This is a genomic window from Streptomyces sp. Tu 2975 (genome assembly GCF_009832925.1).
Classification (GTDB): domain Bacteria; phylum Actinomycetota; class Actinomycetes; order Streptomycetales; family Streptomycetaceae; genus Streptomyces.
The window spans coordinates 5,557,709-5,580,374 of record NZ_CP047140.1; the positions used below are offsets into that span (position 1 = coordinate 5,557,709).

19 protein-coding genes and 1 pseudogene are annotated in these 22,666 nt (G+C 68.2%); 12 read left to right on the forward strand and 8 right to left on the reverse strand.

Features of this window, described 5'->3' with window-relative positions:
- Positions 1 to 714: 714 nt before the first annotated feature.
- The 4 genes and pseudogenes from GLX30_RS24630 to GLX30_RS24645 all read left to right on the forward strand — a co-directional run.
- Positions 715 to 1,024, forward strand: a pseudogene (locus GLX30_RS24630) (transposase); the annotation flags it as partial.
- A gap of 42 nt (positions 1,025 to 1,066) precedes the next feature.
- Positions 1,067 to 1,342 carry a hypothetical protein gene (locus GLX30_RS24635; RefSeq protein ID WP_159692415.1) on the forward strand — a complete coding sequence of 92 codons (276 nt, stop codon included), beginning with the start codon at positions 1,067 to 1,069 and terminating at the stop codon, positions 1,340 to 1,342.
- Positions 1,343 to 1,741: 399 nt separating this feature from the next.
- A complete protein-coding gene (locus tag GLX30_RS24640; RefSeq protein ID WP_159692417.1) occupies positions 1,742 to 2,695 on the forward strand; it encodes an RCC1 domain-containing protein in 954 nt (317 codons plus the stop codon).
- A 1,372-nt stretch (positions 2,696 to 4,067) separates the two neighbouring features.
- Positions 4,068 to 4,397 (forward strand): hypothetical protein, encoded by a 330-nt coding sequence (locus GLX30_RS24645; protein ID WP_159692419.1) that lies wholly within the window; start codon positions 4,068 to 4,070, stop codon positions 4,395 to 4,397.
- Positions 4,398 to 4,853: 456 nt separating this feature from the next.
- Here GLX30_RS24645 and GLX30_RS24650 read toward each other — a convergent pair whose 3' ends face one another.
- The 3 genes from GLX30_RS24650 to GLX30_RS24665 all read right to left on the reverse strand — a co-directional run bounded on the left by GLX30_RS24650 (position 4,854) and on the right by GLX30_RS24665 (position 10,520).
- Complete coding sequence (locus GLX30_RS24650; RefSeq protein WP_159692421.1) at positions 4,854 to 5,501, reverse strand: DUF6338 family protein; 648 nt, start codon at positions 5,499 to 5,501, stop codon at positions 4,854 to 4,856.
- Between the two features lie 309 nt (positions 5,502 to 5,810).
- Positions 5,811 to 8,519, reverse strand: coding sequence for a CHAT domain-containing protein (locus tag GLX30_RS24655; protein ID WP_159692423.1), 2,709 nt, complete (start codon positions 8,517 to 8,519; stop codon positions 5,811 to 5,813).
- 1,407 nt (positions 8,520 to 9,926) lie between these two features.
- Positions 9,927 to 10,520 (reverse strand): MBL fold metallo-hydrolase, encoded by a 594-nt coding sequence (locus GLX30_RS24665; protein WP_159692427.1) that lies wholly within the window; start codon positions 10,518 to 10,520, stop codon positions 9,927 to 9,929.
- Between the two features lie 82 nt (positions 10,521 to 10,602).
- Between GLX30_RS24665 and GLX30_RS24670 the strand changes: the two genes are divergently transcribed.
- Positions 10,603 to 11,559 carry a helix-turn-helix domain-containing protein gene (locus tag GLX30_RS24670; protein WP_159692429.1) on the forward strand — a complete coding sequence of 319 codons (957 nt, stop codon included), beginning with the start codon at positions 10,603 to 10,605 and terminating at the stop codon, positions 11,557 to 11,559.
- A 743-nt stretch (positions 11,560 to 12,302) separates the two neighbouring features.
- Here GLX30_RS24670 and GLX30_RS24675 read toward each other — a convergent pair.
- Entirely contained in the window at positions 12,303 to 12,875 is a 573-nt protein-coding gene (locus GLX30_RS24675) for a dihydrofolate reductase family protein (RefSeq protein WP_159692431.1), read from the reverse strand.
- A gap of 524 nt (positions 12,876 to 13,399) precedes the next feature.
- On the opposite strand from GLX30_RS24675, the gene GLX30_RS24680 reads away from it, so the two are divergent.
- Complete coding sequence (locus tag GLX30_RS24680) at positions 13,400 to 14,731, forward strand: phosphatase PAP2 family protein (protein WP_159692433.1); 1,332 nt, start codon at positions 13,400 to 13,402, stop codon at positions 14,729 to 14,731.
- Positions 14,732 to 15,028: 297 nt separating this feature from the next.
- A complete protein-coding gene (locus GLX30_RS24685; RefSeq protein ID WP_159692435.1) occupies positions 15,029 to 15,487 on the forward strand; it encodes an ester cyclase in 459 nt (152 codons plus the stop codon).
- A 139-nt stretch (positions 15,488 to 15,626) separates the two neighbouring features.
- On the opposite strand, the gene GLX30_RS24690 is transcribed toward GLX30_RS24685, so the two are convergent.
- Positions 15,627 to 16,277, reverse strand: coding sequence for a 1,4-alpha-glucan branching protein (locus GLX30_RS24690; RefSeq protein ID WP_159692437.1), 651 nt, complete (start codon positions 16,275 to 16,277; stop codon positions 15,627 to 15,629).
- 51 nt (positions 16,278 to 16,328) lie between these two features.
- Positions 16,329 to 16,787 carry a cytidine deaminase gene (locus GLX30_RS24695; RefSeq protein ID WP_159692439.1) on the reverse strand — a complete coding sequence of 153 codons (459 nt, stop codon included), beginning with the start codon at positions 16,785 to 16,787 and terminating at the stop codon, positions 16,329 to 16,331.
- 117 nt (positions 16,788 to 16,904) lie between these two features.
- Here GLX30_RS24695 and GLX30_RS24700 point away from each other — a divergent pair, with 117 nt between their 5' ends.
- The 4 genes from GLX30_RS24700 to GLX30_RS24715 all read left to right on the forward strand — a co-directional run bounded on the left by GLX30_RS24700 (position 16,905) and on the right by GLX30_RS24715 (position 20,227).
- Positions 16,905 to 17,486: a flavoprotein gene (locus GLX30_RS24700; RefSeq protein WP_159692441.1), complete on the forward strand. Its 582-nt coding sequence runs from the start codon at positions 16,905 to 16,907 to the stop codon at positions 17,484 to 17,486.
- Between the two features lie 162 nt (positions 17,487 to 17,648).
- Positions 17,649 to 18,458 carry a transglutaminase domain-containing protein gene (locus GLX30_RS24705; protein ID WP_208545479.1) on the forward strand — a complete coding sequence of 270 codons (810 nt, stop codon included), beginning with the start codon at positions 17,649 to 17,651 and terminating at the stop codon, positions 18,456 to 18,458.
- A gap of 337 nt (positions 18,459 to 18,795) precedes the next feature.
- Positions 18,796 to 19,263, forward strand: a complete 468-nt coding sequence (locus GLX30_RS24710) for a MarR family winged helix-turn-helix transcriptional regulator (RefSeq protein WP_159692443.1) — start codon at positions 18,796 to 18,798, stop codon at positions 19,261 to 19,263.
- A gap of 154 nt (positions 19,264 to 19,417) precedes the next feature.
- Positions 19,418 to 20,227 carry a maleylpyruvate isomerase family mycothiol-dependent enzyme gene (locus GLX30_RS24715; protein ID WP_159692445.1) on the forward strand — a complete coding sequence of 270 codons (810 nt, stop codon included), beginning with the start codon at positions 19,418 to 19,420 and terminating at the stop codon, positions 20,225 to 20,227.
- A gap of 40 nt (positions 20,228 to 20,267) precedes the next feature.
- On the opposite strand, the gene GLX30_RS24720 is transcribed toward GLX30_RS24715, so the two are convergent.
- Together GLX30_RS24720 and GLX30_RS24725 are read right to left on the reverse strand one after the other, a co-directional pair.
- Positions 20,268 to 20,609 carry a hypothetical protein gene (locus GLX30_RS24720; RefSeq protein ID WP_159692447.1) on the reverse strand — a complete coding sequence of 114 codons (342 nt, stop codon included), beginning with the start codon at positions 20,607 to 20,609 and terminating at the stop codon, positions 20,268 to 20,270.
- A gap of 149 nt (positions 20,610 to 20,758) precedes the next feature.
- Positions 20,759 to 21,541 carry a VOC family protein gene (locus GLX30_RS24725; protein ID WP_159692449.1) on the reverse strand — a complete coding sequence of 261 codons (783 nt, stop codon included), beginning with the start codon at positions 21,539 to 21,541 and terminating at the stop codon, positions 20,759 to 20,761.
- 287 nt (positions 21,542 to 21,828) lie between these two features.
- Here GLX30_RS24725 and GLX30_RS24730 point away from each other — a divergent pair, with 287 nt between their 5' ends.
- Positions 21,829 to 22,566, forward strand: coding sequence for a class I SAM-dependent methyltransferase (locus GLX30_RS24730; RefSeq protein ID WP_159692451.1), 738 nt, complete (start codon positions 21,829 to 21,831; stop codon positions 22,564 to 22,566).
- Positions 22,567 to 22,666: the final 100 nt, after the last annotated feature.

The window sequence follows — 22,666 nt, forward strand, 5'->3', positions numbered from 1 at the left end:
GAGGTTGTCGGCTGCGTACTCATCGGCTATGCGGAACACGCTGGCACAGCGTGGGCACTCCGCGCGGCCGAAGAGATACGTCACCCCTTCGGCCAGCCGGTCTTGACCGTCCCGGACCGCGAGGTCGTACATCCACCGCCCCATGCCGTCGAGCTCCGCAACGGACGCCGGCAGCAGGTCGCGCCGGTCGACATCGCCCGCGTCCCAGTCCCGGTAGGCCGAGTAGTACCCGTATCCCCCGATGGCGATAGTCACCGTCAGGGCGCAGTGCGGACAGTCCACCTCGTAGAACTCGTCGCTGAAGTCACCGAGGACGGCACTCCAGTGGAACTGCCCTTCGATCGCGAGGAGGGTGCGAAGGCCCCGGATGTAGTCGGTCGGACGCGTCCGGAGACGCTGGTCCACTAGTTCTCGAAGCTCCGCGATGGCGTCGGGGCTCTCCACGAACATGCGCTCGCCATGGTCGTCCGTCATCGCGCTGCGCACGATCCCTCCGGCCATATCCAGCGCTTGTGTTTCGCTCCGGGCGAGCGCGACCAGACGTGGCAGGGCGGCGAGACTCCCAGGGACGAGGGTCTCGCCCTCGATGCACAGCAAGGTGCATAGCTCGCGCCACACGCTCTCGTCTCCGGTCCCTGCCTCCACCTGCTCCAGGAGTGCGGGCACGAGCTCGGCGGTCCGAGGTACGTACAGGGGTTCCCACTTCGTCACCCTCACGCCGGCCACCTCGCCTCCGCCACCGGCCTCGTTCCCGTTCCCCGGGACTCCGGACGCCGCACCGGCAACCTCCACTGCCCCAAGCGATACAGCCGACGCCTGCGCCGAGTCTTCTACCTGTCCGCCCAGACCAGCATCATCCGCGAAGGACCCAACCGCGACTACTACTTGAAGAAGCGAGCCGAGGGCTGCAAACACGTCCAACCGTGATCGCCCTCGCTCGCCGACGTGTCGATGTCCTCTGGGGCCACTCCTCCGAGACGGAAGGCTCATCTCCACGCAACCACCATCCCCCTGCCCGGCCTGACAAGGGCCTCAGTAAGCTGCGGTGACCCAGGAGGCACAGCCGGTGAGCATCGGACCAGAACGATCAGCCCGCGTCGCAGCCATGATCGAATCGGCCCGATCGATCTGGGAAGTGACGCAGGACAGCAACACGTTGCAGCAGTGGCTGAAGGACCACAACTGCCATGGGACCGATGCTGTGTTTGTCACTATGGGCCTCTTGAACTGCGGACTTGGCGACGCTGGACGCATGTACTTCGGCGCCCCCTGCCGCCAGGCCGAGCGTGACTTCCACAATCAGGTTATGGACGACCTTGAGGCCGCCGGCGAAGACCGCTGACAGCGTCGGGGCCGCCCGCCGACCCCCTTGACTCGGTCATTAAGACTCCACCGACCTCCGGGTACCGTCGGTAGGCCGTTGATGGCGCTCTTTGAACTTCCCCAGGTGTCGCTCTTGAGGTGGCCAACCTGCTCAGGTGGTCTCCCCACCCATCGATCTCCGCGGCATGAGGTCTGACGGGGTGTTCGGCCGTCCGCAGCAACTCGTACACGGCATGGGTGTCACCTCGCACCAACTGTCACCTGATGAATCAAAATCATCACTCCACGTAGCGCAGGCCAGGACGGCCGCGCACTCGGCATCCCGAGGTGACACATGCAACTGCTGCGGACAAGGCAGCGCAGTCCGAGATCCGTCCTGTCGGCGGGGCTGGTCGTCTTGCTGACTACTTTGGCGACGTTGGCGCTGCCCGCACCCATGGCCGCTGCTCAGGCCCAGCGCGTCGAGTCCTGGGGTGCCAACGGCTCCGGGCAGCTTGGCGACGGCACCATGACCAACCACCCCACCCCTGGTGGGGTACGCGAGCTGAGCGGCGTGACGGCGGTCGTCGCCGGCTGCTCCCACAGCCTCGCCCTGCTGTCCAACGGGACCGTCCGCGCCTGGGGCAACAACAGCGACGGGCAGCTCGGCATCGGTACCACCGGCGGCACCAGCACCACCCCAGTCCCCGTCAGTGGACTGAGCAACGTGACCGCGGTCGCCACCAGCTGTGATCACAACCTCGCCCTGCTGGCCGACGGCACCGTCCGCGCCTGGGGCGACAACGACAGTGGGCACCTCGGCAACGGCACCACAGCCGACAGCAACGTTCCGGTCCCCGTCAGCGGACTCGGCGGCGTCCGAGACATCTCCGCAGGCTTCAACCACAGCCTGGCGCGCCTGGCGAACGGCACCGTCCGCGCCTGGGGCGACAACAGTAGCGGGCAGCTCGGCAACGGCACCACCACCGACAGCAATGTCCCGGTCCCCGTCAGCGGACTCGGCGGCGTCCGAGACGTCGCCGCAGGTGGCTTTTTCAGCCTGGCGCGCCTGGCGAACGGCACCGTCCGCGCCTGGGGCAACAACAGCAACGGAGAACTCGGCAACGGCAGCACCGTCAGCGAAAGCCTCGTTCCGGTTTCGGTCAGCGGACTCGGCGGCGTCCGAGACGTCGCCGCGGGCAGCTCACACAGCCTGGCGCGCCTGGCCAACGGCACAGTTCGCGCCTGGGGCAGCAACTTCTCCGGGCAGCTCGGCAACGGCAGCACCGTCGACAGCAACGTTCCGGTCCCGGTGCGTACCGGAATCGGCTACGTCAGGTACATCGCAGCGGCCGTCGGACCCTTCACCAGTTCGACCAGCCTGGCGGCCTGAGCCCACGCTGCGCCCCGGAGGCCGGCTCACCCCTGTGCTCCACCCAGCCCCGCCTGCTGTGGACAGATGGAGCACCACACCGGCCGCCGTCGGGGTGAAGATCTGCAATGGGTCGCAGCAGAAGTTCTAGGCCGCATAAAAGCACAAGAGGAGCTCGTGCGGTCCTTTCTTGCTGGGATGCATGTCCCAAAGCGCGCCATCACCGGCCAAAGTCCTTTCCCGGCGAAAGCCGTGCCAGGTCATGCGTGGAACCGCCGGCCCTCCGGAGCCGCAGAAGTACAGCAACCACCGGCGAACGCAGTCGACCGGCACCGGCCGCCGGACCACCAATGCCCAGCCGAGCAGACGTACGTCAGCAACCGCCCCGCCGATAGTTCGCATCGAGGGGCAGGGTAAGTGTCTGACTGCGTGACAACGCCGCCGCGTAGCAGCGGACAACCGAGCACACTGACGGACTATCGCAGCAGGTGAGGGGGCACAGTGGCCCAGGGGCTGGCGCCCGGCCAAGTTGCTTCGGGACGGAACGGTCGGACTGAGACGAGTCCCCGGTAGGACATGACAGACGACGCCTGCGCCCGCCGAGCCTGGGGCCGGCTGGTCAGCGCCCTTGAATTCGACTGGTCCCGCGTTCATCTCGATGGTTCCGTCCGCATGGAGGACAGGGCGGCGTTCGGTCATGCGGGCGCTGTAGGCCTCGATGTGGTGGATCGTTGCTCCGTCGGCCGCGGTGAAGTCGACGAGGGCGATGGCCAGCCAGTAGCGGGCCTGGGTCAACGCGGCCCGCACCGAGGAGGGCCCATGTGCTGCATCAGCTCACGCGTCGTGGCACCACCAGTCGCGGCGAGGGCGCTTCCGATGTGGCGCAGATCGTGGAAGTGCATGTCTCCGAGGCTGGTCGTCTCCAGCGCCTGTAGCCACAGGCGGCGAAAGTTGTTCCGGCGCAGTCGCCCGCCCCGCGCCCCGGTGAACACCACCGGTACGGCCCGGCTCGCCGTACGCGTCGAGATGAGCGGCCAGCTCCCCGAAGCGGAGGCCGGTGAAGGCGCCAAGCCAGCAAACAGGCCAACCGGAGCAACTGCGGCAACCCGAACGCCGGCCCGGGGCGCCGAAGCCTGCGAGGTTGAAAGCTGCCTCCCGCGGGGGCGCTCGGGTCCGGGATGACAGCGGAGGCGGGTGTGGCTAGCTCCGGTGCGATCTGCGTATTTGCATCATCACCCTGGCCAGCCTGTGTGCACTTCCTTTGCGTGGCAAATCACATTTGCCAACACGCCAGGCGCGATCACCCGCCAAAGGGCATGGCTACCCATAGAGTGCTCAATCTCGCGGCGGAATGGTCCTGGAATGCCGACATCCGAAACACAGGAGGAATCCGTTGTCCGATAACTATGCCAGCGCCAACGTAGTCAAGCTTGCAGGTCCTGGCGTTGCCGGGATGGAGCAGGACCCACCTCTTTTCCACTACGACGTCTCTCCCGAGGAGGTGCCGATGCTGCTGGCTGATCCCGTCGCGTTCCTTGAGCGGCGCGGAATGGGCAAGGAGCAAGGAATCGCACCTGCAGGAAAAATGACGGTCACTTTCACGTCGAACGTATGGGACGGTAATCAGTGGATCGAAGAATCCGGCGGCCCTGAGCTGAGGCACTCGTGTTGTTACGTCACCGATGCCCAGTCGGTCTGCGTGCCACACTCGCAACCGCACTGAAGCCGAAGAGCCGGAGAGGCTCTGAAGGCGGACCCGGCGCCGAGCATATAGCCGCGCCGGCACGATCAGCTCAGCGAGTGGATGAATCACGGCAGAGTGTTCGGCGGCGAGTGCCTTTCGGGTGCCGAGCTGCCCTGGAGTCAAGGGCAACAGCGGGTGATCGCCGTGGATACACGGTGGCGTTTTCCAGGTCGCCGGTCACACTCTCCAACCCGGACGTGAGGTGTCGCCCCCGGCGGGACGCCGGGGGCGACACCGTACGGAGCCAGGGCACTACGCCGATCCTCCGTGCCGATGTGGCCGGCGTGATGGCGAGCGGGCTGACGCCGAGCGCCATGGCAATATCAGGGGCAAGTCGTGGGCGGCCCACTTCCACTGACCCCCGGTACCGAATGGCCAGAGTGGATGCTATGGCTGGCTCCCAAGAGCCGGGTCCTGGCGATGGCGAACAATGAATCAGGCGGAATCCACGTCGCGTAATGTCGTGATCTGGATCAGTCGGATGAGTCCACCAGGAATGATCACGTAGTCCGCTGGCGAGGCCGTCGCCAGGTCTTGACCTGGAGCTTGAACGGCCACCGGATGGTGCAGAGCCACGTCCCGCTGCGCGATATCTCGCTCCAGGGAAACCATATGGCAACGGCCATGGACGCGGGTGCCGTCATCCATCAGCACCTCCACGATGGGATCGGATTCTCCGCGCGGGGTCTGTAGTAGGTCAGTCCAAACGGTGCCCGGGTGGTTGGAGAGATTGCTGTCGCTTCTCTTTCGACCTCGTATATCGCCTAGAACAGCGCATGTCATAGCGCTGAAGATGAAGAGTAGGCAGGCGGATCGTGCGAGATGCCAGGGGTGGGACTGCAGATACTTGTACCCGGACACGATGCCCTCGAGGGTAGCCAACCCCGGAACGACTTCGGCGAGCATGAAGAGGCTTCCCCCCACAGCCACCGCCACGAACGCGCCCACGGCAAAAAGTTCGGCGATCTCGCGTACCGAACCGTGCCGCTCTCGCAGGCCGCGCCGCTCGTACCGCACAAGGTAGAAGTACCCAGGCACGGCGACGAAGATCAGGGCGACCAGGCCGATCAGGCTCGACGGCATGCGGCACCTTTCATGACCGGGGTGGTCGGCTACGGCTGCCGATGGACTATTGGTCAGGCAGGTGGTGAAGCGTCTGGCTCGGACGGAGCGGGAGGCTGGTCGGGGTTTGGAGGGGGATCCTGGCGCCTGGAGGGGGTCCAAGGCCCTTTGCGGTACTCCATGGGTTCGTCATCAGGGTCAACATCGATGGTTGGCTGTTTCGCCGACAACTTATGCGGATTCTGTTGCACATCTTCCGATTCCAGCTGACCACCGGGTGAATTGTGCTCGGTTTCCTGTTCGTTGTTCAACTTCGAGGCTCCTTTCGGTTCATCGGACTCCGTACGCCGTAAAGCCGGCCCAGCGCGAAATTATCTCTGATGTATTGTCATCATTCAGCAGCTCTACAGCTGTCCGTCGACTGGCTTCCAATGGAGTACATCTCGCTGCCCTGTGTCCGAACCACTTCTCGGAATAGCGTGACGCAGCACGGGACCATACGGGAATCGGGCTGGCGAGAACGAATGCGGCTCCTGCCTCCTGAAATGCGTGCACCAAGGCGTTCGCTTGGTCACCGCCTAGTTCGAATGGCTCGTCCGGGCTTCCCTCGTCCGGCTCCACCAGAGCTCCGTGGCCACCGCGGCGATCGGTGGACGCGCGCCAACTGGTGCGGCAGGCTACAAGAACGACTTCCTCGAAGCGCATGCGACCGAGTGAGACTTCGCCAGCCTCGATGCAGCCATCCGCCATCTCCACACCACCCCGGAACGGCGCCTCGGGCGCCGCGAAGCCGTGTGTACCAAGGCATAGCACGGCGGTCTCGCCCGGGACGCGCGGGCCAGAGTGCAGCAAGGCCCGCAGCGCGGCGGTGTCTGCGGCCCGATCGATGACCGGTGGGCCGTACAGCTGATCTGGCGTGAGAGAGCTGGAGAGTTTATACAACAGGCGGCGTACCGGATCGAACTGCCTTTTGCCAGTGAGTAGTTCAGTAACGCCGACAAGGGCCACGCGCAGCCGTGCGCAAGGGCGATGGTCCAATACTGGTATGCATGCCAGGTTGGGGACGACCCCGATGGACGTATCGCGGATGAGATGACGATTCTGGTGGCGGACCGCTGTCCATGGCAAGGCGTGGAGTCGGCCGTGCGGTGACAGCAGACAGGTGCCGGCCGCGGCAATCACGTCAGCGAACGACTCGGGGATGAGGTCGCTCAGATTGATACCGTAGTCGTCCCAAAAATTCATAGGCTGCGGCTTGTTGCCCGACAACAGCAGACGCTGATGCGAGTCAAGGGCGCGGTGGGTCTTCTTGGACAGCGGCTGTACTGCCATCCGCAGCCCTTCATCGGCGGTCGCCAGGGCCGCCACAATGCTGCGCCCCTGTTCGTACAGACTCAGCGCGACGCAAGCACCGGCCCCGGTTCCCGATGCATGACTGCCGTACGCCGCGAGGTAGCTGATGAGTGTGGCGGGGTCGAAGGGCGGATCTTGCTGAAGCACTTGCCACCGTGGATCCACGGCACGGATACGGGTGAGCAGTGTGGCTCGGCGTTGAGAGAGCTGCTCGGCCAGTTCCGACTGTCCCTGGCGCTCGGCAAACCCGATGCGCTCGGTGAGGTCGTGAAATTCATGCCGGTCCGGCTGTTCGTCAGGGGGCGGTGCAGCCGGCACGGAAGTACGGGCCAGTGCCAATCGAGCGGTGAAAGCTCGAGCCTTGAGCAGGTCGGTCACCAGGGTGGCTAGTTCAGCATTGTCGGTCTCCTGTGCCGCTTGCAGGGCCTCGTCGAACAGTGGTTGTCGGAAGCGCAGGTGCAAGGTGTCGAAGCGGTGACCGAGGGGAGCCCGCAGCAGCCAGTCCGAAGCAACGATTGCCCTACGGTACGCCTCGGCCGCGGAGGCCGGTTCGCTCAGAGCCCGGTGTACCCGCGCTCTCTCCGTTTGCAAGCCCGCTTCCGCCGCGTGATCGGGATGAGCCCTCAGGTAGACCTCGCCGCGGCGGCACCAAACGAGAGCCTCCACTTGCTGGCCCTGTAGTCGAGAGCATTCGGCGCGCATGCGACAGTAAACGGCACCTTTGACTCGCTTGAGGTGCGCTCGCATGGACGTCAGGTCCCCGCCGGAGTCACGGCTTACGGGAGCCGTTCCAAAAAGTGGCGCAGCGCGGTCGAGCCAGCGACCCGCCTTCCCCGGTTGTTTTCGGCTCAACGCGCAAGCGGCGAGTTGCAGCATGCCTACTTCAGTCAGGCCTTGCTGCTCGTAGTGCGGCGCGAGTATCAAATAGGTCCTCTCAGCCTCTGCAGGGTGCCCGGTATCCCGCAAGGCGGCGGCTTTTGTATCCAGCACCTGGTGATAGACGGTCGATGCCGCGAGTAAGTGATCGGCTGATGCCGATTGTCCGCGCCGGGGCAGTTTCCTGCGGGCGGCCTCGTCGAGCAACGGTCCGTTTGGTAACAGCTCCCTCAGTTCTCGTTCCAGAGGCGCTTGAACCGTCAAGGCGGTGACCGAGTCGTACAGTTGATGCAAGGCGGCGGCCTGCACTGCGCGCAGATCACCATGAAGGTACCTCTGCGTCTCGCCGCTGCCGGACGCAAACACAGGCTCGCTCGCAAGTCGTCTGGCCTGATCCAGCAGAGCCAGTGCCTTACTGGCCTGAGACTGGCCCAGCGCATACTGCGCCCTGCTCACCAGATGCTGGCGCAACCTGAGCGGCCCTACCAGCGCGGCGATCTCACGTGCCGCTGCCCAGTGCTCCTGCATGCGCTCGCGAGGCCAATCTCCAGCCTCATGTGTGGTCGCCTCCCGCTCGTACACACCAAGCACTGCCCCCGCGATGTCAGCGTCTGAATGGAACCCGTGCGCCAATTCGCGGCCCGGCACGGTCAGTTGCTGTCTCGTCTCGAGCACCGACCGGCCGGCCTCCACGAGACGGTCAAAGATCACCCCGGTAGGCAAACCCGCATGCGCTGCCTGCCAATACAGCCGCTCCCTCTGCCAGAAGTTGTTGTTCGCGAAGGCGAATTTCTCCGCTGAATCATTCATCCGGCCCGCCAGCCCCCAATTCGCCAGAAGGAAGCAAGAAGAGCACACGCGCGCCAGCCCGTGAAGGGGGATGGTTTGAATAATCGTTTTTCCTTCGGTCTAGAACCTCTGAGCCGGGGGCGTGCGCCGGTAGAAGTTCCCAGGGTGGAACGCGCCGGTGACAAGTTCTGGCCACGTCGGTAACTTGTCGTGACGTGTGAGTGGCGCGAGCATACGACACGAGCGGCGCAGACTTCACATATCTAGGGGGAATTCGTGAGCATCTTTGCTCGAGCTAGCCGCGGATGTGGCGGCTATGCGCCTGTTCATTAAAGCCGCTGAGGTGTTTGGGGCAATTCTCGCGGTGTTTACCCTGATAGGAGGATGCACTCAGTACGAAGAGCATGATTGCTACTACTGTGTAGCTCCATGGGAACCGCAGTTCGTCTATTGGGTGGTAGAGCCGGTCCGGCCAGTCGATTACCGGAACGATGGGTACTGCGGCCCTTACGCCGGCGATCTCGACTGCTATTACGTCTATTACCCGGCACCGTGAATCTGGCCGTCTAGCGGCAGCCAGGAGGTCTCCGTGCCCGCTCTGGGCGCGAATCGGTGAACAACGGTCAACAGCGGGTGCCAGGAAGAGCCCATGGGGCCTCCTGGCACCCGCTGTTCTGGACTCGGATATGACGGCAGTGGCTTTCGGCAAGGTAGGCGCACGAGCGCAGGCGTAGGTTACGGCACTAGCGCTGATGTCTCCCGGTGGTCGCGTTGTTGCCCGACGAGGTGATCGTGCGACTTCCGCAACGCGTGCCTGGGCCACCGCGCAGTCGTTGCGGCATCATCGGTCATTCGGCCGGTATCCTTCGGCAATGGCGACCGTTGATCAACGCGTGAAGAGGCGGAACTCCGGGGGGAAGCGAGCTGCCCAGGCTGCGTGACGTGAATCCGCCGGCCGATCCCGGGGCTCGTCGTCTCTCACGGCGTCGGCCGCGCTCCGAGGCCCTTCGAGGTGTAGGTCGGGCACTGTGATTCGAGGGGCGGATACAGGGTGACAGCCATAAGCACGCCGCCGATCTGCCCACGCTGTGGCCAGGACCGGCTCCACTCCTACCGCTTCAAGAGCGATGGAGCGGTGTTCTCTCTGTGCACCGAGTGCGATTCGCTCTGGTGGCCGCAGGTGGCGACGGATATTGACAACGCGTTGTTCCTCGATGATGTCGTGGCAGCCAGGCTCGGCGAGGAGGGCACCCCCTGGACCACCCGTGTGTGGGCCGACGTGATCGAGCCCTGCCGGACGGGGCAGTCCGGGCTCCGGGCCGTGACGGCGGATGAGTTCGGCACGGAACCGTGTCGCTCGCCGCAAGCGGGCGGCTGTGACCGGGACGTCCTTGGGCCGCCGACGCGCCACGAGCGTGCGCAACACCCTTAGCGCGGCGCGGTGTCGTCGGCCGGGAACGCGGCGCCGTGGCCCGGCACGATCACGTCCGCGGCGGCAAGTACCCGGAGCCTGGACGCCAGCAGTATCGCGTGGTCCGGGGCCACCGGGTCGTCCACCGGGCCGTTGGGGCGCCACCAGAGGTCACCCACGAAGGCCACGACACCCGAGCCCGTGCCTGCCAGCAGGGTGATGTCCTCGCGGCTGTGTCCCGGGGTGCGGATCAGCCTGAGCGAGGAGGTGAGCTCGTAGCCCTCGGCGTCGCGATCGGTCCACTGGTCGTTCTGGTAGATCGCCTTGTGGTCGTGGACGCGAGCCCGGCCGAAGAGGCCGACGTTCATGGTGTTGTCGGGATGGTGGTGGCTGAGCACCACGTCGGTGATGTCGTCGGGGCCGATCCCCGACTCCGCGAGCGGGCCGAGGATCCGCTCGCGGCCGGCCACCATGCCCGGGTCGACGATCACGTGGCGTTCCCCGTCACTGATGTAGGAGACGGTGGCGGCCACCCCGGGACCGGTGGAAAGGGTGTAGCCGGTCGTCAGGATCTTGTAGGTGGCGCTGCGGCCGAGCGGTGTGTCTGTCATGGCCCCAAGTCTTCGGGGCAGCAACCTTCTTCACGAGTGGCCGCACTGCCACCGATCGCAGGAATCGTGCCACACTGCCCGCATGCCCCCCTTCGTGACGGTCGCCGCCTACGCCTCGCACGGTGTCGGGATGCTCGGAGTCGGCATCGTGTCCGAGGTGTTCGACGCCCGCGGCCCGGACCTGCCCCGCTTCGACTTCGCCCTGTGCACCGGCCGTCCCGGACGGGTCCGCACTGATGTGGGGCTGCCCGTCATGGTCGAGCACGGCCTGGACCGGCTGGCCGCCGCCGATCTCGTGATCGCCCTGCCCTGGGCGGACTTCCGTACACCACCGGCGCCCGCCGTGCTCGAGGCGCTGACCGCCGCGCATGAGCGCGGCGCGTTGGTCGCGGGACATTGTGTCGGTGCTTTCGCGCTCGCCGCGGCCGGTCTGCTCGACGGGCGGCGCGCCACCACCCACTGGCGGTTCGCCGGTCTGCTGGCCGAACGCCACCCGGACGTCACCGTCGAGCCCGACGCCCTGTACATCGACGAAGGCCGGATCGCCACAGGTGCGGGAGCCGCCGCCGGCTTCGATCTGTGCCTGCACCTCCTGCGGCGGGAGTACGGCGCCGCCACGGCCAACGCCATCGCGCGAGACCTGGTCCTGCCGTCCCACCGGGACGGGGGACAGGCCCAGTACCTGGCCACCCCGGCACCCGCGGACTGCGATGACGATCGGCTCGCCGACGTGGTCGCCTGGGCCCGCGAGCACCTCCACGAGCCGCTTCCCGTGGCGGAGTTGGCCCGCCGAGCCCTGATGAGCAGGCGCTCCTTCGCCCGCCGCTTCGCCGCCTCGACCGGCACCACCCCGCACGCCTGGCTGCTCGGCCTGCGGCTCGGTCGCGCCGAGGAACTCCTCGAGACCACGGGCCTCCCCGTCGAGGAGATCGCGCGACTGGTCGGTTTCGGAAGCGCGGCCGTCCTGCGCGCACAGTTCGTACGGCGTCGGGGAGTTCCGCCCCGCTCGTACCGCCGGTCCTTCACCCGTACCCCGTAGCCGGCGAGGGGCCGGCCCAGCCCTGCACCGGTGAACAGGGGCGCGCGTTCCTCGGCCGGAGAGGAGGGGAGAGGCGGGAGAGGAGGGAGAGGAGGGGAGAGGCGGGAGGGGAGGGGAGAAGGCGGCGGAGAGGCGTCGTGAACGTAGCTCAGCGGCTTCCGCTTACGGCGCGGGAACTACGATCGGCCCATGACGTCACATCAGGCGGATGCCGCGTAGGTCCCCACGCGAGGTGAGGGCCACCGTGCCCGACGGGCAACGCGACAGCACGGTGAGCAGGCTGTTCATCAGCGCGTGTCCTGGGCCGCCGGCGTGTACTGCCGTTCACACGTACCTCTTCGTCGACGGCCTCGACATGGTCGCGCGCAGCGACAGCAGCATGGCCGGTCTGGACACCAGGGGCAACTGCTCCACCCGGGCGGACCGCTCGGTCCGACGGATACGCCGTGCCAGGTGGATGTGGCGGCCCAGGAGCAGCCCGAGCCAGGGCCGGACAGGTTGACGATCCGGGTCAGGCTCCGTGGCGGGACGGTCATCTAATCCGACCTGCTGTTTCCGGGCCCCGACGGCAGGCCCGTCGGGGAAGGTCGCTTCCGCCTGGAGCAGTACCTTGGCGAGATCGAGCGAGCGTACGCAACGTTGCGGGACCGGCCCTGTGCCGGCTGCTGTGGAGCCGGAACCGGCTGCCTAGCCCTCGACGCGCACACCTCCTCCTGCCGAGCCGAAACCGGTGAGGGCGGGCGTCAGGGCTTCGGGACGCTGTAGCGCAGGTGGGTCACGGACCCCGCGACGGGTGCCCCCTGGGGGATCAGCCCGATCCGCTCCCCGGCGAACAGCGGCGTTCCCTCTCCCATCAGCAGGGGGACGAGGTGGAGGCGCACCTCGTCGAGCAGGCCCGCCCTGAGCAACTGCCGGGCGACGGCGGCACCCAGGACCAGGACGTCCTTGTCCCCCGCGGCTTCCGTGGCACGCCGGGCCGCGGCCTCCAGCCCGTCGAAGGCGAACGTTCCGCCGTTGTCGCCGAGCAGGTCCTCCCTGGTCCGGTGGGTGACCACGAAGCTGGGGACGCCGGGCCACGGCGTGCCGCCCCACGGGCCCCGGCCGAGGTCGAAGGTGCGTCGTCCGATGACGGTGGCCCCCACCGACGCGTCCAGCTCCTGGCGGATGCCGATGTCCACCGCGCCGTCCGGCCCCTTCCCGGCCATCCACTCATGCAGCTGTTCGCCGCCGTCCCCCATGGGTTCCTCCTCCCGGACGTTCGGTCCGGCCGTGAACCCGTCCAGGGACATCGACACGTCCAGCACCACCTTGCTCATCGCGAGCCTCCTTCGCGCCGTCGGCGCCGCCCTCCGGCACCGGTGCTCCTCCGTGCGGTCGACTCTGGCCGGGGTACCGGGAGACGGCAACACACGACATCACCGACCTCATGGATCAAGCGAGCCGGTGGGCCTTCGACGGTCGCGGGCCCCGAGCCCGGCACGGGCCGACACGGCAGGGACGGTCTTCTCGGGCGCCTGTTTCAGCCGGTGTCGCGCCATGACCGAGGGGGACTCACGGGGAGGCCGTCTCCCCTTGGCCCGGGAGAGCTGCCGGCGTCGCCTCGATCCGGGCCGCGCGGCGCTACTGGTCGCCGGGTCGGGGTGCGGGCAACGGGGGAGCCGATCGCTGGATTTGACCCACCCGTGGAGCGGAACCCACTTTCTCCGCTAGCATGTTCGAGCTCATAACGATCATGTCAAAATATCACAAATCGGTTGAAAAATTGATATCCACACTAGCGCGAGGGTCTTCGCGGCGAGGCGGCAGCCCTCGGCTCGGTGCATGGCGTCAGCCACGCGTCATGCTGTGGGTCGCGGTGAGCGCGGTGGGCCTCGGATTCCTCATTGCTCTGGAGATCGCCGCGCGTCGGTACGGCGAGCGGGGGCCGATCACCGACCAGGCGCGAGAGGTGATCTTCGCCCCCAAGTCGGGGACCGTGCTGTACGCCAGCATGGCGTTGATGTTGGTGGTGCTCCCGTGGCGGCAGCGGTTCGTCGCGCTGGGCGCCGCGATCGGCATCGACGCCGCCTTCTGGCTCGTGCGGTGGATCGTCGACGCCGAGATGATGTTCGGCAACGGCGCGTTGTGGGTGACGTTGGCCTGCGCCGTGATCGCCGTCACGCGCCGCACCGGCCGTGATCGCGCTCTGCTGCTGAAAGGCGTCGGACTGGCACTGCTGCTGGTGGCCGGCCGCAAGACCGGCTACACCTGGCTGATGATCACGTCGGAGACGCGCCCGACGGTGCTCGACCAGTACGTGGCGACCGCCGATCGCGCGTTGGGCGACCCGTCGTGGGTGGTGGGCCGGATCGTCGAGGCCACCGGCCCGGTCGGCGCCCACGTTCTCGACTGGGTCTACATCCAGCTCGCGGTGGCCGCGGTGCTCGTCGCGCTGTATCAACTGCGCAACGTGGCGGCCGAGCGCCGCTTCCCAGGGCATCATCTGGTGCGCACGTTTCTGGCCATCGGCCTGCTCGGGCCGGGCATCTACATGCTCTTCCCGGTGGTCGGACCGATCTTCGTCTACGGTGCCGACGGGGGTGCCTGGGCGGTGGCCGACCTGTGGCCGGACACACCGCCGCCGGTCGGCATCCCGCAGCCGATGCTCTTCGACGAGACCCCGCCGCGAAATTGCATGCCCAGTCTGCACACGGCGTGGGCCACCGCGATCTTCATCCACTCGCTCAAGGGCCCGTGGGCTCTGCGCTGCCTGGGCGCGTTCTGGCTGATCGCCACGCTCGGCGCAACGCTGGGCTTCGGCTACCACTACGGCGCGGACATCATCGCCGGTGTGGTCTTCACGCTCACGATCGAGACGGCTCTGCGGGCGCTCGACCGCGGCTGGGACCGGCAGGGTGTCCAGACGGTCGTCTACGGCACCGCGGTCTTCGCTGCGCTCCTGGCGTCGTATCGCTATCTCTCGGTGCAGATGGCCGAGCAGCCGTGGGTGTTCGGTCCGCTGCTCGTCCTGGCGACGGCCTCGGTGGTCTACGGCTACGTGCGGACCACCGGACGGTGGGACCGGCAGGCCGCGTCGGTGCACCTGCCGGCACCGCGACCCGTACCGAAGCCCGAACTGGTCGAGCCGAGTGCGGCCGCCGTGGTCGCCCCCGACCGAGCCGGCCGGAGCTGAGGACCGAATACGAAGCACCTCTCGGCGGTTCGACACCGTCCGCGCCGATCGGCGCGCGAAGGCCCCTCGCCGGCATGGCGAGGGGCCTTCTGCATCTGCCCTCGGAGTGCCTGCACCTCTCGCTGTGTGTGACTGCGCGGCGAGGTTCGTCGCCCACTGCTTCGACAGGCGTTCGGCGTCTTCCCGGACGCAGGGAAGTGCACGTCGGGCAGCGTGTTCCGGCGAGGGCGGTGCCGTCGGGCGCCACGCAGGTCACGGCCATACGCTGGAAGGAGACCCTCAAGCACGGAGGGCAGCATGGACCGCGATGCGATGATCCGCCTGTTCGAGGCTCACCGTGAGGCCGAAGCCGCCCGGGACTATGACGCCATCCTCGCCACGTTCGCCGAGGACTGCTTCCTCGAGACGGTGCCGCTCGGGTTGCGGAGTGAGGGCAGGGACGCGGCCCGAGCCGCTTACGTGGGGTACTTCACGGCATTTCCCGATCTCAGCCCCGATGACCAGGGCATCGCCTTCGGCGATGACGTTCTCGTGGTCTGGGGCACGTTGCGCGGGACGAGCGGGGGTGCCTGGCTGGGCGTACCTCCGAGCGGTGGGTCCTTTGCCGTGCCGTTCGCCAATGTCGTCCCGTTCAAGGGCGACCTCATGGCGGGCGAGACGATCTACTTCGACCTCGCGACGCTTACCGAGCAGGCCGGGTTGAACACCGAGCAGATCCGTGTGGCGGCCAAGGCGCGCGCGGCGGGGGGCCTGTAGTTCCCGTCGAGCAGCTCAAACGGTACCGGTCACAGAAGCGCTGATCAGGAGGGGCCCACGGGAAGCCCGGGGGCGAGGTCGCGTCCCGAGGGTGCGCCGGCCGCGAGGCGCAGGAGGCGGCCGGCGTCAGCCCGGTGCGTCAGGGAGTTGTGTCGCCGAGGACCGCGAACCGGGAGCGGTTCTCGGTGCCGTCCGGAGTGTGCCAGCTCGCGGTGACGTGGCCCCTGGTGTCCGGCGTCAGAGCGTCGGCGTCGAGGCGGCGGGTCACGTGGAGGCTCAGGCCGGGTGCCACCGCGAGGTACGTTCCGTGTGCGTCGTCGGTTACCGGCGCCGGCGTGGCCGTGCGTGGGAGCGGGGCTCCGGTGAGGTGCGCGGTGACCGAGGGGTCTGGCGTGTCGCTCACACTCTGGGCCTGCGGCTCGGCATTGCCCTCGACAAGGGCGAGCAACTGCTCGACGAGGACCGGGTCATGGGTCCCGTCGTACACCCAGCGCGTGCCGAGGACGCCGTGCTCGGACGTGCCGATGAGAGCGGCCTCGTCGGCTCCCTCGAGCGGCGCCGCGCGGTAGCTGAGAGGTACGTGGTAGGAGAGCGGCCGGTCACCGGAGGTGTCGGTGATCACCATGAACTCGATGCCCACCTCCCCCTTGGGGTCGTCGAGGCGGAATCCGCCGGCCTTGGAGAGTTCGGGCCTGCCCGCCGTGCCCTCGTACCAGGGCCGCGAGGGCAGCCAGGCGGCGAGGAGTTCCAGCTTGCCGGGGGTCATGGTGGTGCGGTGGATGACAGCCATGCATTCTGAACGATCAGGTGGCGGCCGCGGATTCCCCTCTACGGCAACGCCTTACTCGGAGTGGGACTTCTGGGACGGCCACATGCCGTCGTCCGTGAACTGCGTACCCCAGTAGTAGGGGTTGACGTCCCGGAGGGTGCGGGCGCGCCATCCCGTCGTCGAGTCGGCGTCCGGGACCGCGACCTGGACCTCGGGGCCCCACAGGGCGAGGCGTTCCTGGCAGATGCCGCACGGCGGCAGGATCAGTACCTGGTCCCGTTCCGGGTCCCGGTAGACGCAGACCGACGCGGTGACCCGTCGGTTCAGCGTGTACGCCTGGCAGATCGCGCCCGTCTCGTGGCAGAGCGACACCCCGCCGTTCAGGTTGTCGAGGCCGACGCTGGTGAGTATCCCGCCGTCGTCCAGGCGGAGCGCGGCGGCACCGCCCGGCTCGTCGGCGGGCCACCGGCGGTGCAGTTGTGCGAGCGCCGCGTCGACGAGCCTCTGATCAAGTTCCTGGTCCAGGTCCATACCGCGCATCCTGGCATGCGCCCGGGGTCATGGACGTGGTGAAGATCATGAAGCGATCCAGGAGGCGCCCTCGATTGCGCTCCTGGACGTGGGGAGGCGTGTGATCGGATGGAGCGCATGACGAGGACGACTCTGCATCTTTTCTGCTCCGCCGCGCCTCCCGTGTTCGACGTCGCCCAGGTGATCGAGCAGGCTCAGGCCGGTGGTTGGGACGTGTGTCTCGGCCTGACGCCCGACGCGGCGCGCTGGCTGGAGCCCAGCCTCGACGGCCTGGCGGTGCTCACCGGCCACCCGGTCCGATTCGCCTACGACCGGCCCGGAGAGCCGGAGGTCTGGCCGTCGGCCGACGCGGTACTGTTCGCGCCGGTGACGTTCAACAGCCTCAACGCGTGGGCCCTGGGCCTGACCTCGTCGTTCGTGGTGGGAGCCGCCGCGGAGGCGATCGGGAGGGGAGTCCCGACGGTGGCGGTGCCCTGTGTGAACGCCGCGTTCGCCCGGCACCCGCAGTTCGAAAGGTCTGTGGAGACGCTGCGTTCGGCCGGCGTGTCCGTCCTGTACGGCTACGGGGAGAACGGTCTCGCCCCGCACGAGCCGGGCCGCGTCCAGGGCCGGGGGCCAGGTCAGGAACGGGCGGGCGCGTACCCGTGGGGAGCGGCGCTGGACGTGGTGGGTGCGCAGGTCGCGGCCGGGCGGTCGTAACAGGCTCGGAGGTGAGCGTGTGGCAGGGGGCAGCGGTGCGGTCGTGTGCGACCGGCGGCTGGACGGACTGCGGACGACATAGTTGAGCGCGTTCAAAAACTCTGTCACGATGTCTCCGGCCGGCCATGGACACTCCGGCGCGGGACGAAAGGACGTCGTCGGATGACGAGCTCGATACTCCGGCCGCGAGGCCGTGTCCGTGTGCGTACGGCCCCCACGGGGATCGTCGCGGGCGGCACGGAGCCGACACGGATCCTCGACCGGCACCACCCCCGCGTCGCCATGCTCGTCCGCGGCCTCGGTACGACGGCCTCGTCGGGGACCGCGCCGGGTCCGGAAACGGCCGCCGCGGACCAGGTGCAGGCCCTGCGCAGGGCCCACCGATGGATCGCCACAGCCGTACGGCCCGTGTACTCGGTGCAGGACGAGCGGCCCGTGTCGGAGGTCCTGCGCCGAGGCCGGGGCTCGTGCAGCCAGAGACTGGCCGTCCTGGAGTCCGTGGCGCGGGCGTCCGGGATCGCCACCCGGGTACGCGGACTCGTGGTCGACGGAGCGTTCTGGTATCCGCGCTTTCCCCGGCTGCACCGGATCGTCCCCGACCAGGTCCTCCTCGCATGGCCGGAGTTCCGGATCGACGGTCTCTCGCCGGACGGGCACCCCGCAGCTTCATGGCTGACGGTCTCCGAACTCTTCGGTGAACTGGGCGAGTTGAGTGGTGATCCGGGTGGCGGCTTCACCAACGCCGAGGCGGAGACGCTCTTCGAGGCGCTGTCGAGGACGGCGATCGACTGGGACGGGTCGACGGCCTGCCCGTCCGCCGGCGCGCCCTGTGACCTGTCGGCCCACGTCCTCACGGACCTCGGTCACTTCGACTCGCGCGACGAACTCTTCTCCCGGCACGGCCAGACGCTCTGCGGAGCGGCCAGGCTGCTGGCCGAGCCCGTCCTCGGCCGACGCGCGGCCGGCGCATAGCGGTACAGCGGCGGGTGCACGGCGGTTCATGCGCGCCGGCTGCCTGCGGTACATGCCCTGCCCGGCCCGATCAAGTTCGTGCGCCGGTACACAACGACCAGCAGCATCCGATCTTCCAGAGACAGGCGCCACGAGCGGCCGCGTGACCGGTCCGTGGCGGGGGTCGACGTCTCACGCAACCCGTAGTTGCCAGTCAGAGGCAGGGTTCCTCCTTCCCCGCACCCACAGTCGCCCAGAAGATCACCTGCTTGACCTCAACCGAACTTGAGGTCATACGGTCTCCCCACGACCTGCACAGTGTGCGGGCCCACCCTGAGGTGCATGGAGGGGATACCCCATGACGACACAGCAGATCTCTGACGCCGAACTCGCCGGACAGCCCGCCGCGTACTGGACCGGTGTGGCCTACGAGGCGCTCATCGCGTACACCCGTGCCCAGCAGGCCGAAAAGGGCTACACCCAGCCTCAGTTCTGGCTGCTGCGCAACCTGTCGGTGAACGACATCTCGCCCGACGGCGAGGGGATGACCCTGCCCGAGCTGCGGGAGGCAATGACCTCCTACATCCGTCCCGAGGACGACCTGTCGGCGGAAGCAGAGGGGCTCCTTGCATGCGGCTGGCTGGCCCAGGACACCGAGGACCGGCTGTGGCTCACCCCGGAAGGGGAAAAGGCCCGCGTCGACCTGGCCCGCAACGCCCCCGCGATCCGCGCCGCCCTCCACGAGGGCATCGACGACGCGGACTACGTCACCACGGTGAAGGTGCTCCAGCAACTGATCCGGAACGCGGGTGGGACGGTCGCCTGATGGACCGCAGGCCCGGGGCAAAGCGCCACGGGCCAGATACTCAACCCGATCTTTGCGGGACAGCCCTCAGCCGTACGTGAGCGGCGCAGTCGGGCCCCGTCGAGGGTCCGAAGGTCCGGCGTAGCCTGAGAGCGGGGGCACGAGGAGGTGCACCATGGCCACACCGACCGTCTCCGCGCGGGAGATCCCCCGGACCTCCGCCGCGCGGGCACGTGAGGTGAACGAGGCGGAGATACGTGCCTCGCTCGCCGCGATGCGCGCGCTCGGTGCCGAGCGCGAGGCCTGGTCCCGGCCCACGGCCTGCGCGGGCTGGACGGTACGCGACATGGTCGCCCACGAGGTCGGGCAGTACGAGGAGTTGCCCAAGCCGTGGCTCATGATCAGCCGGATCAGGCGCGGCCGGGAGGCGCACCCCGATCTCGGTGCGCTCGACTGTCACAACGCGCGCCAGGTCGAGGAACGCAGTGACGTGCCGGGTCCGGAACTGACCGCCGATTTCGCCCGCCTCGCGCCTCGGGGCGCCCGCTCCCTGCGCCGTATGCCCGCCCCGGTCCGCAAGAGGGTGCGGCTCAGCCTGATCTTTCCCGAGGGGAAGGCGCTTCCCGAGGACTCGATGGAATACATGAACAGGGTCCTGGTCGCCCGCGACACATGGATGCACCGCGTGGACATCAGCGACGCCACCGGGGTCGACCTGGTGCTCGACGACCATGACCGCGAGATCGTGAGCCAGATCGTGCTGGACCTGGCGCTCGGCTGGACCGGTCCGCCCTGTCTGCTGGAACTGTCGGGCCCGGCCGGCGGCCGTCATCGGCTCGGCAGCGGCCCGCCCGCCGTCGTCCTCCGGGCGGACGCGATCGCCTTCGCCCGGCATCTGTCGGGGCGGCCCGCGCGCGGCGATCTGGTGTACGAGGGGGACGAGGAGGCCGCCGCGGCCCTCGACGCGGCCCGGGTCCTCTTCTGAGCCCTTCCTGCCCGGCCGGCAGCGCCGGTGGGTCCCGCGTCTAGTGGACGAAGCTGTAGCTCAGCCAGGGGCCCGCACCCGGCGCCGGGACGTCGGACGTCATCGACGGAATGTAGATCGACTCGCCGCCGGAGCAGTCGTCCGTCGGGTAGACGACGGCGTCCGTCTCCGTCTCGTTCTCGACCGCGACGGCGCCCGGGTGCTCGAAGTGGTGGCAGCCGGTGACCCTGGGGCTGGTGACAGTCGTGTGGTGTTCGTGCCCGCTCTCGTAGGTGAACGTGCCTACGGCGGTGCGGCCGAGGCCGGAGCAGCCCGCGGCGGTGAGGGCGAGGAGCACGGTCCCGGCAACGACGGCGGCATGCCGGTAAGGGGTCACGGACACGGGCGCTCCTCGTCCGGTCGGGGAAGGTCCTGGCGAAGGCCACCTTGCCGTCTCGCCGGGCAGCGGGCATCCGGGGAGCGGCCGGCCGGGGTACGGCCCCGACCCGGGGCCGTACCCGGTCCCGCGGCCGGGTGCCGGCCGTGGGACGGTCAGGACAGCAGCTCGGTGAGACGTTCGAGTGCGTCGCGGGCGGAGGCCCGCTCGTCCGCGCTGAGCTCGACCCCGGCGGCCTGTGACAGCATGCGCTCCGCCGTCTTCTCGTCGCCGAGCCGGTGCGCGACGTCCGCGCGCAGCACCAGCAGGCGCAGGAGCTGCGGGGGAGAGGGGTGCTCGCCGTCGAGTCGCAGGGCGTTATCGATGATCTTCGCGGCGCCCGGCAGGTCCTGCTTCGAGTCGACGAAGAGGTCGGCGGTGCGCAGCGCCCGCGCGACCCTCCCTTCTGATACGGGCCGTTGGTCGCCGTTGCCCGGTTCCGCGCCCTGCTTTCCGGCGTGGTCCCCGTCTTGGTGCGCATCGTGGCCGCCGTCCTGTTCCTGGGCGCCGGCTTCCTTGATCTCCTGGCCGATGCGGATGCTGTTGCCGCCGGGGTCCGTCATCAGGAACTGCCGCATCCCGTAGGACATGTCCTTCAGCGGCCCTATCCGTGGCAGACCGCGGCCGGGGATCTTTCCGTAGGCGGCCTTGAGGCCGCCGCGGAAGGTGGCGTGGAGGCCGTCGACATCGTCCGTGACGATGTAGCAGCCGGAGTAGGACTCCGCGGGGTCGTACCCCTTCATGGCGAAGAACTGCAATTGCACCGGGCCTCGTTCCACGACCGCGTACGGGTAAGGGCTCTTCTGGAAGAAGGTCGTCCCGAAACCCAGCGCTGTGTAGAAGTCGACCACCGGCTGGATCGCGTGGCAGGGGAGCAGGGGGATGGTCTTCTCGGTCATCCCGTGAGAGTAGTCAAAGTTGACTAGGTGCGCATGGGGAAGAGCAGGACTCGCCGTCGTGCCGCCCGGAAAACCCGCTCCGGCCCCGCCCGTTCTGCCGTCCTCGGCGCCTTCGGTGGGGTCGCCCGGCGCCGTGTGCGGGCAGCTCGGGGCAGGGCCCGGCCGGCTGGCCGGCAGCCTGGCCGGCGTGCGCCCAGAGGCTTTCCGAAGGCCGCTCGCACCGGCTCTGAGCTGGTCTTCCGTGCTGTTCGGTCGTAGCGTTCGACCATCGTTGAAAGGGGGGTCCTATGGACCGGGGCATACGTACGGTCGACGACGTCATGAAGCTTCTGGACGGTCTGTTCGCGCCGGAGGCCGACCGCTGGACCGAGGGTGCGGCCGACTGGTGGGACGACTTCTACAGCGACCGCTCCAAGCCTGTGCCGTTCTTCGTGGCGAAGCCCGACGAGAACCTGGCCTCGTACCTCGACAGGGGACTGGTCGCTCCGGGACGGGCACTCGATCTGGGCTGCGGTCCCGGCCGCAACGCCCTGCACCTCGCCTCACTGGGATTCCAGGTGGACGCCGTCGACCTCTCGCCGGTCGCGATCTCCTGGGCCGAGGAACGCGCCCGCGAGACCGGGGCCGGGGGCGCCGTCCGGTTCCACCGGGGCGACGCCTTCGCTCTCGACCCGGTCGAATTCGGCGGCCCGTACGACCTGGTGTACGACTCGGGCTGCTTCCACCATCTGCCGCCCCACCGGCGCGTCAGCTACCTTCAGCTCCTCGACCGGGTCCTCGCCCCCGGCGGTCGCTTCGCCCTCACCTGCTTCGCGTCCGGAGCGATGGGATCCGAACTGCCCGACACCGAGTTCTACGACCGGTCCCGGCTGCACGGCGGCCTCGCCTACACGCCCGAGTCGCTGCGGTGGATCTTCTCCGACCTGGAGGAGGTCGAGCTGCGTCGCATGCGCGACGAACCGGTCGGGTCCCCGTTGTTCGGGGAAGCCTTCCTGTGGTCGGCGCTGTTCCGCAGGCCTTCCTGAACAAGGCTGTTCAAGGGCCGCTGAACGGCCGTGCGCCCAAGGGGAGTCACAGCGCCGCCGTCCCCGCGAGCCGGGGACGGCGGCGTCGTTCGTGCCCGCT

Excerpts from the sequence above, each read along its gene's own strand:
- GLX30_RS24690 (WP_159692437.1), bottom strand. The coding sequence starts at position 16,277 with ATGGCTGTCATCCACCGCACCACCATGACCCCCGGCAAGCTGGAACTC.
- GLX30_RS24700 (WP_159692441.1), top strand. The coding sequence starts at position 16,905 with ATGACGAGGACGACTCTGCATCTTTTCTGCTCCGCCGCGCCTCCCGTG.
- GLX30_RS24725 (WP_159692449.1), bottom strand. The coding sequence starts at position 21,541 with ATGACCGAGAAGACCATCCCCCTGCTCCCCTGCCACGCGATCCAGCCG.
- GLX30_RS24655 (WP_159692423.1), bottom strand. The coding sequence starts at position 8,519 with ATGAATGATTCAGCGGAGAAATTCGCCTTCGCGAACAACAACTTCTGG.
- GLX30_RS24695 (WP_159692439.1), bottom strand. The coding sequence starts at position 16,787 with ATGGACCTGGACCAGGAACTTGATCAGAGGCTCGTCGACGCGGCGCTC.
- GLX30_RS24670 (WP_159692429.1), top strand. The coding sequence starts at position 10,603 with ATGCCCCCCTTCGTGACGGTCGCCGCCTACGCCTCGCACGGTGTCGGG.
- GLX30_RS24680 (WP_159692433.1), top strand. The coding sequence starts at position 13,400 with ATGCTGTGGGTCGCGGTGAGCGCGGTGGGCCTCGGATTCCTCATTGCT.
- GLX30_RS24665 (WP_159692427.1), bottom strand. The coding sequence starts at position 10,520 with ATGACAGACACACCGCTCGGCCGCAGCGCCACCTACAAGATCCTGACG.
- GLX30_RS24705 (WP_208545479.1), top strand. The coding sequence starts at position 17,649 with ATGACGAGCTCGATACTCCGGCCGCGAGGCCGTGTCCGTGTGCGTACG.
- GLX30_RS24730 (WP_159692451.1), top strand. The coding sequence starts at position 21,829 with ATGGACCGGGGCATACGTACGGTCGACGACGTCATGAAGCTTCTGGAC.
- GLX30_RS24650 (WP_159692421.1), bottom strand. The coding sequence starts at position 5,501 with ATGCCGTCGAGCCTGATCGGCCTGGTCGCCCTGATCTTCGTCGCCGTG.
- GLX30_RS24710 (WP_159692443.1), top strand. The coding sequence starts at position 18,796 with ATGACGACACAGCAGATCTCTGACGCCGAACTCGCCGGACAGCCCGCC.
- GLX30_RS24685 (WP_159692435.1), top strand. The coding sequence starts at position 15,029 with ATGGACCGCGATGCGATGATCCGCCTGTTCGAGGCTCACCGTGAGGCC.
- GLX30_RS24715 (WP_159692445.1), top strand. The coding sequence starts at position 19,418 with ATGGCCACACCGACCGTCTCCGCGCGGGAGATCCCCCGGACCTCCGCC.
- GLX30_RS24675 (WP_159692431.1), bottom strand. The coding sequence starts at position 12,875 with ATGAGCAAGGTGGTGCTGGACGTGTCGATGTCCCTGGACGGGTTCACG.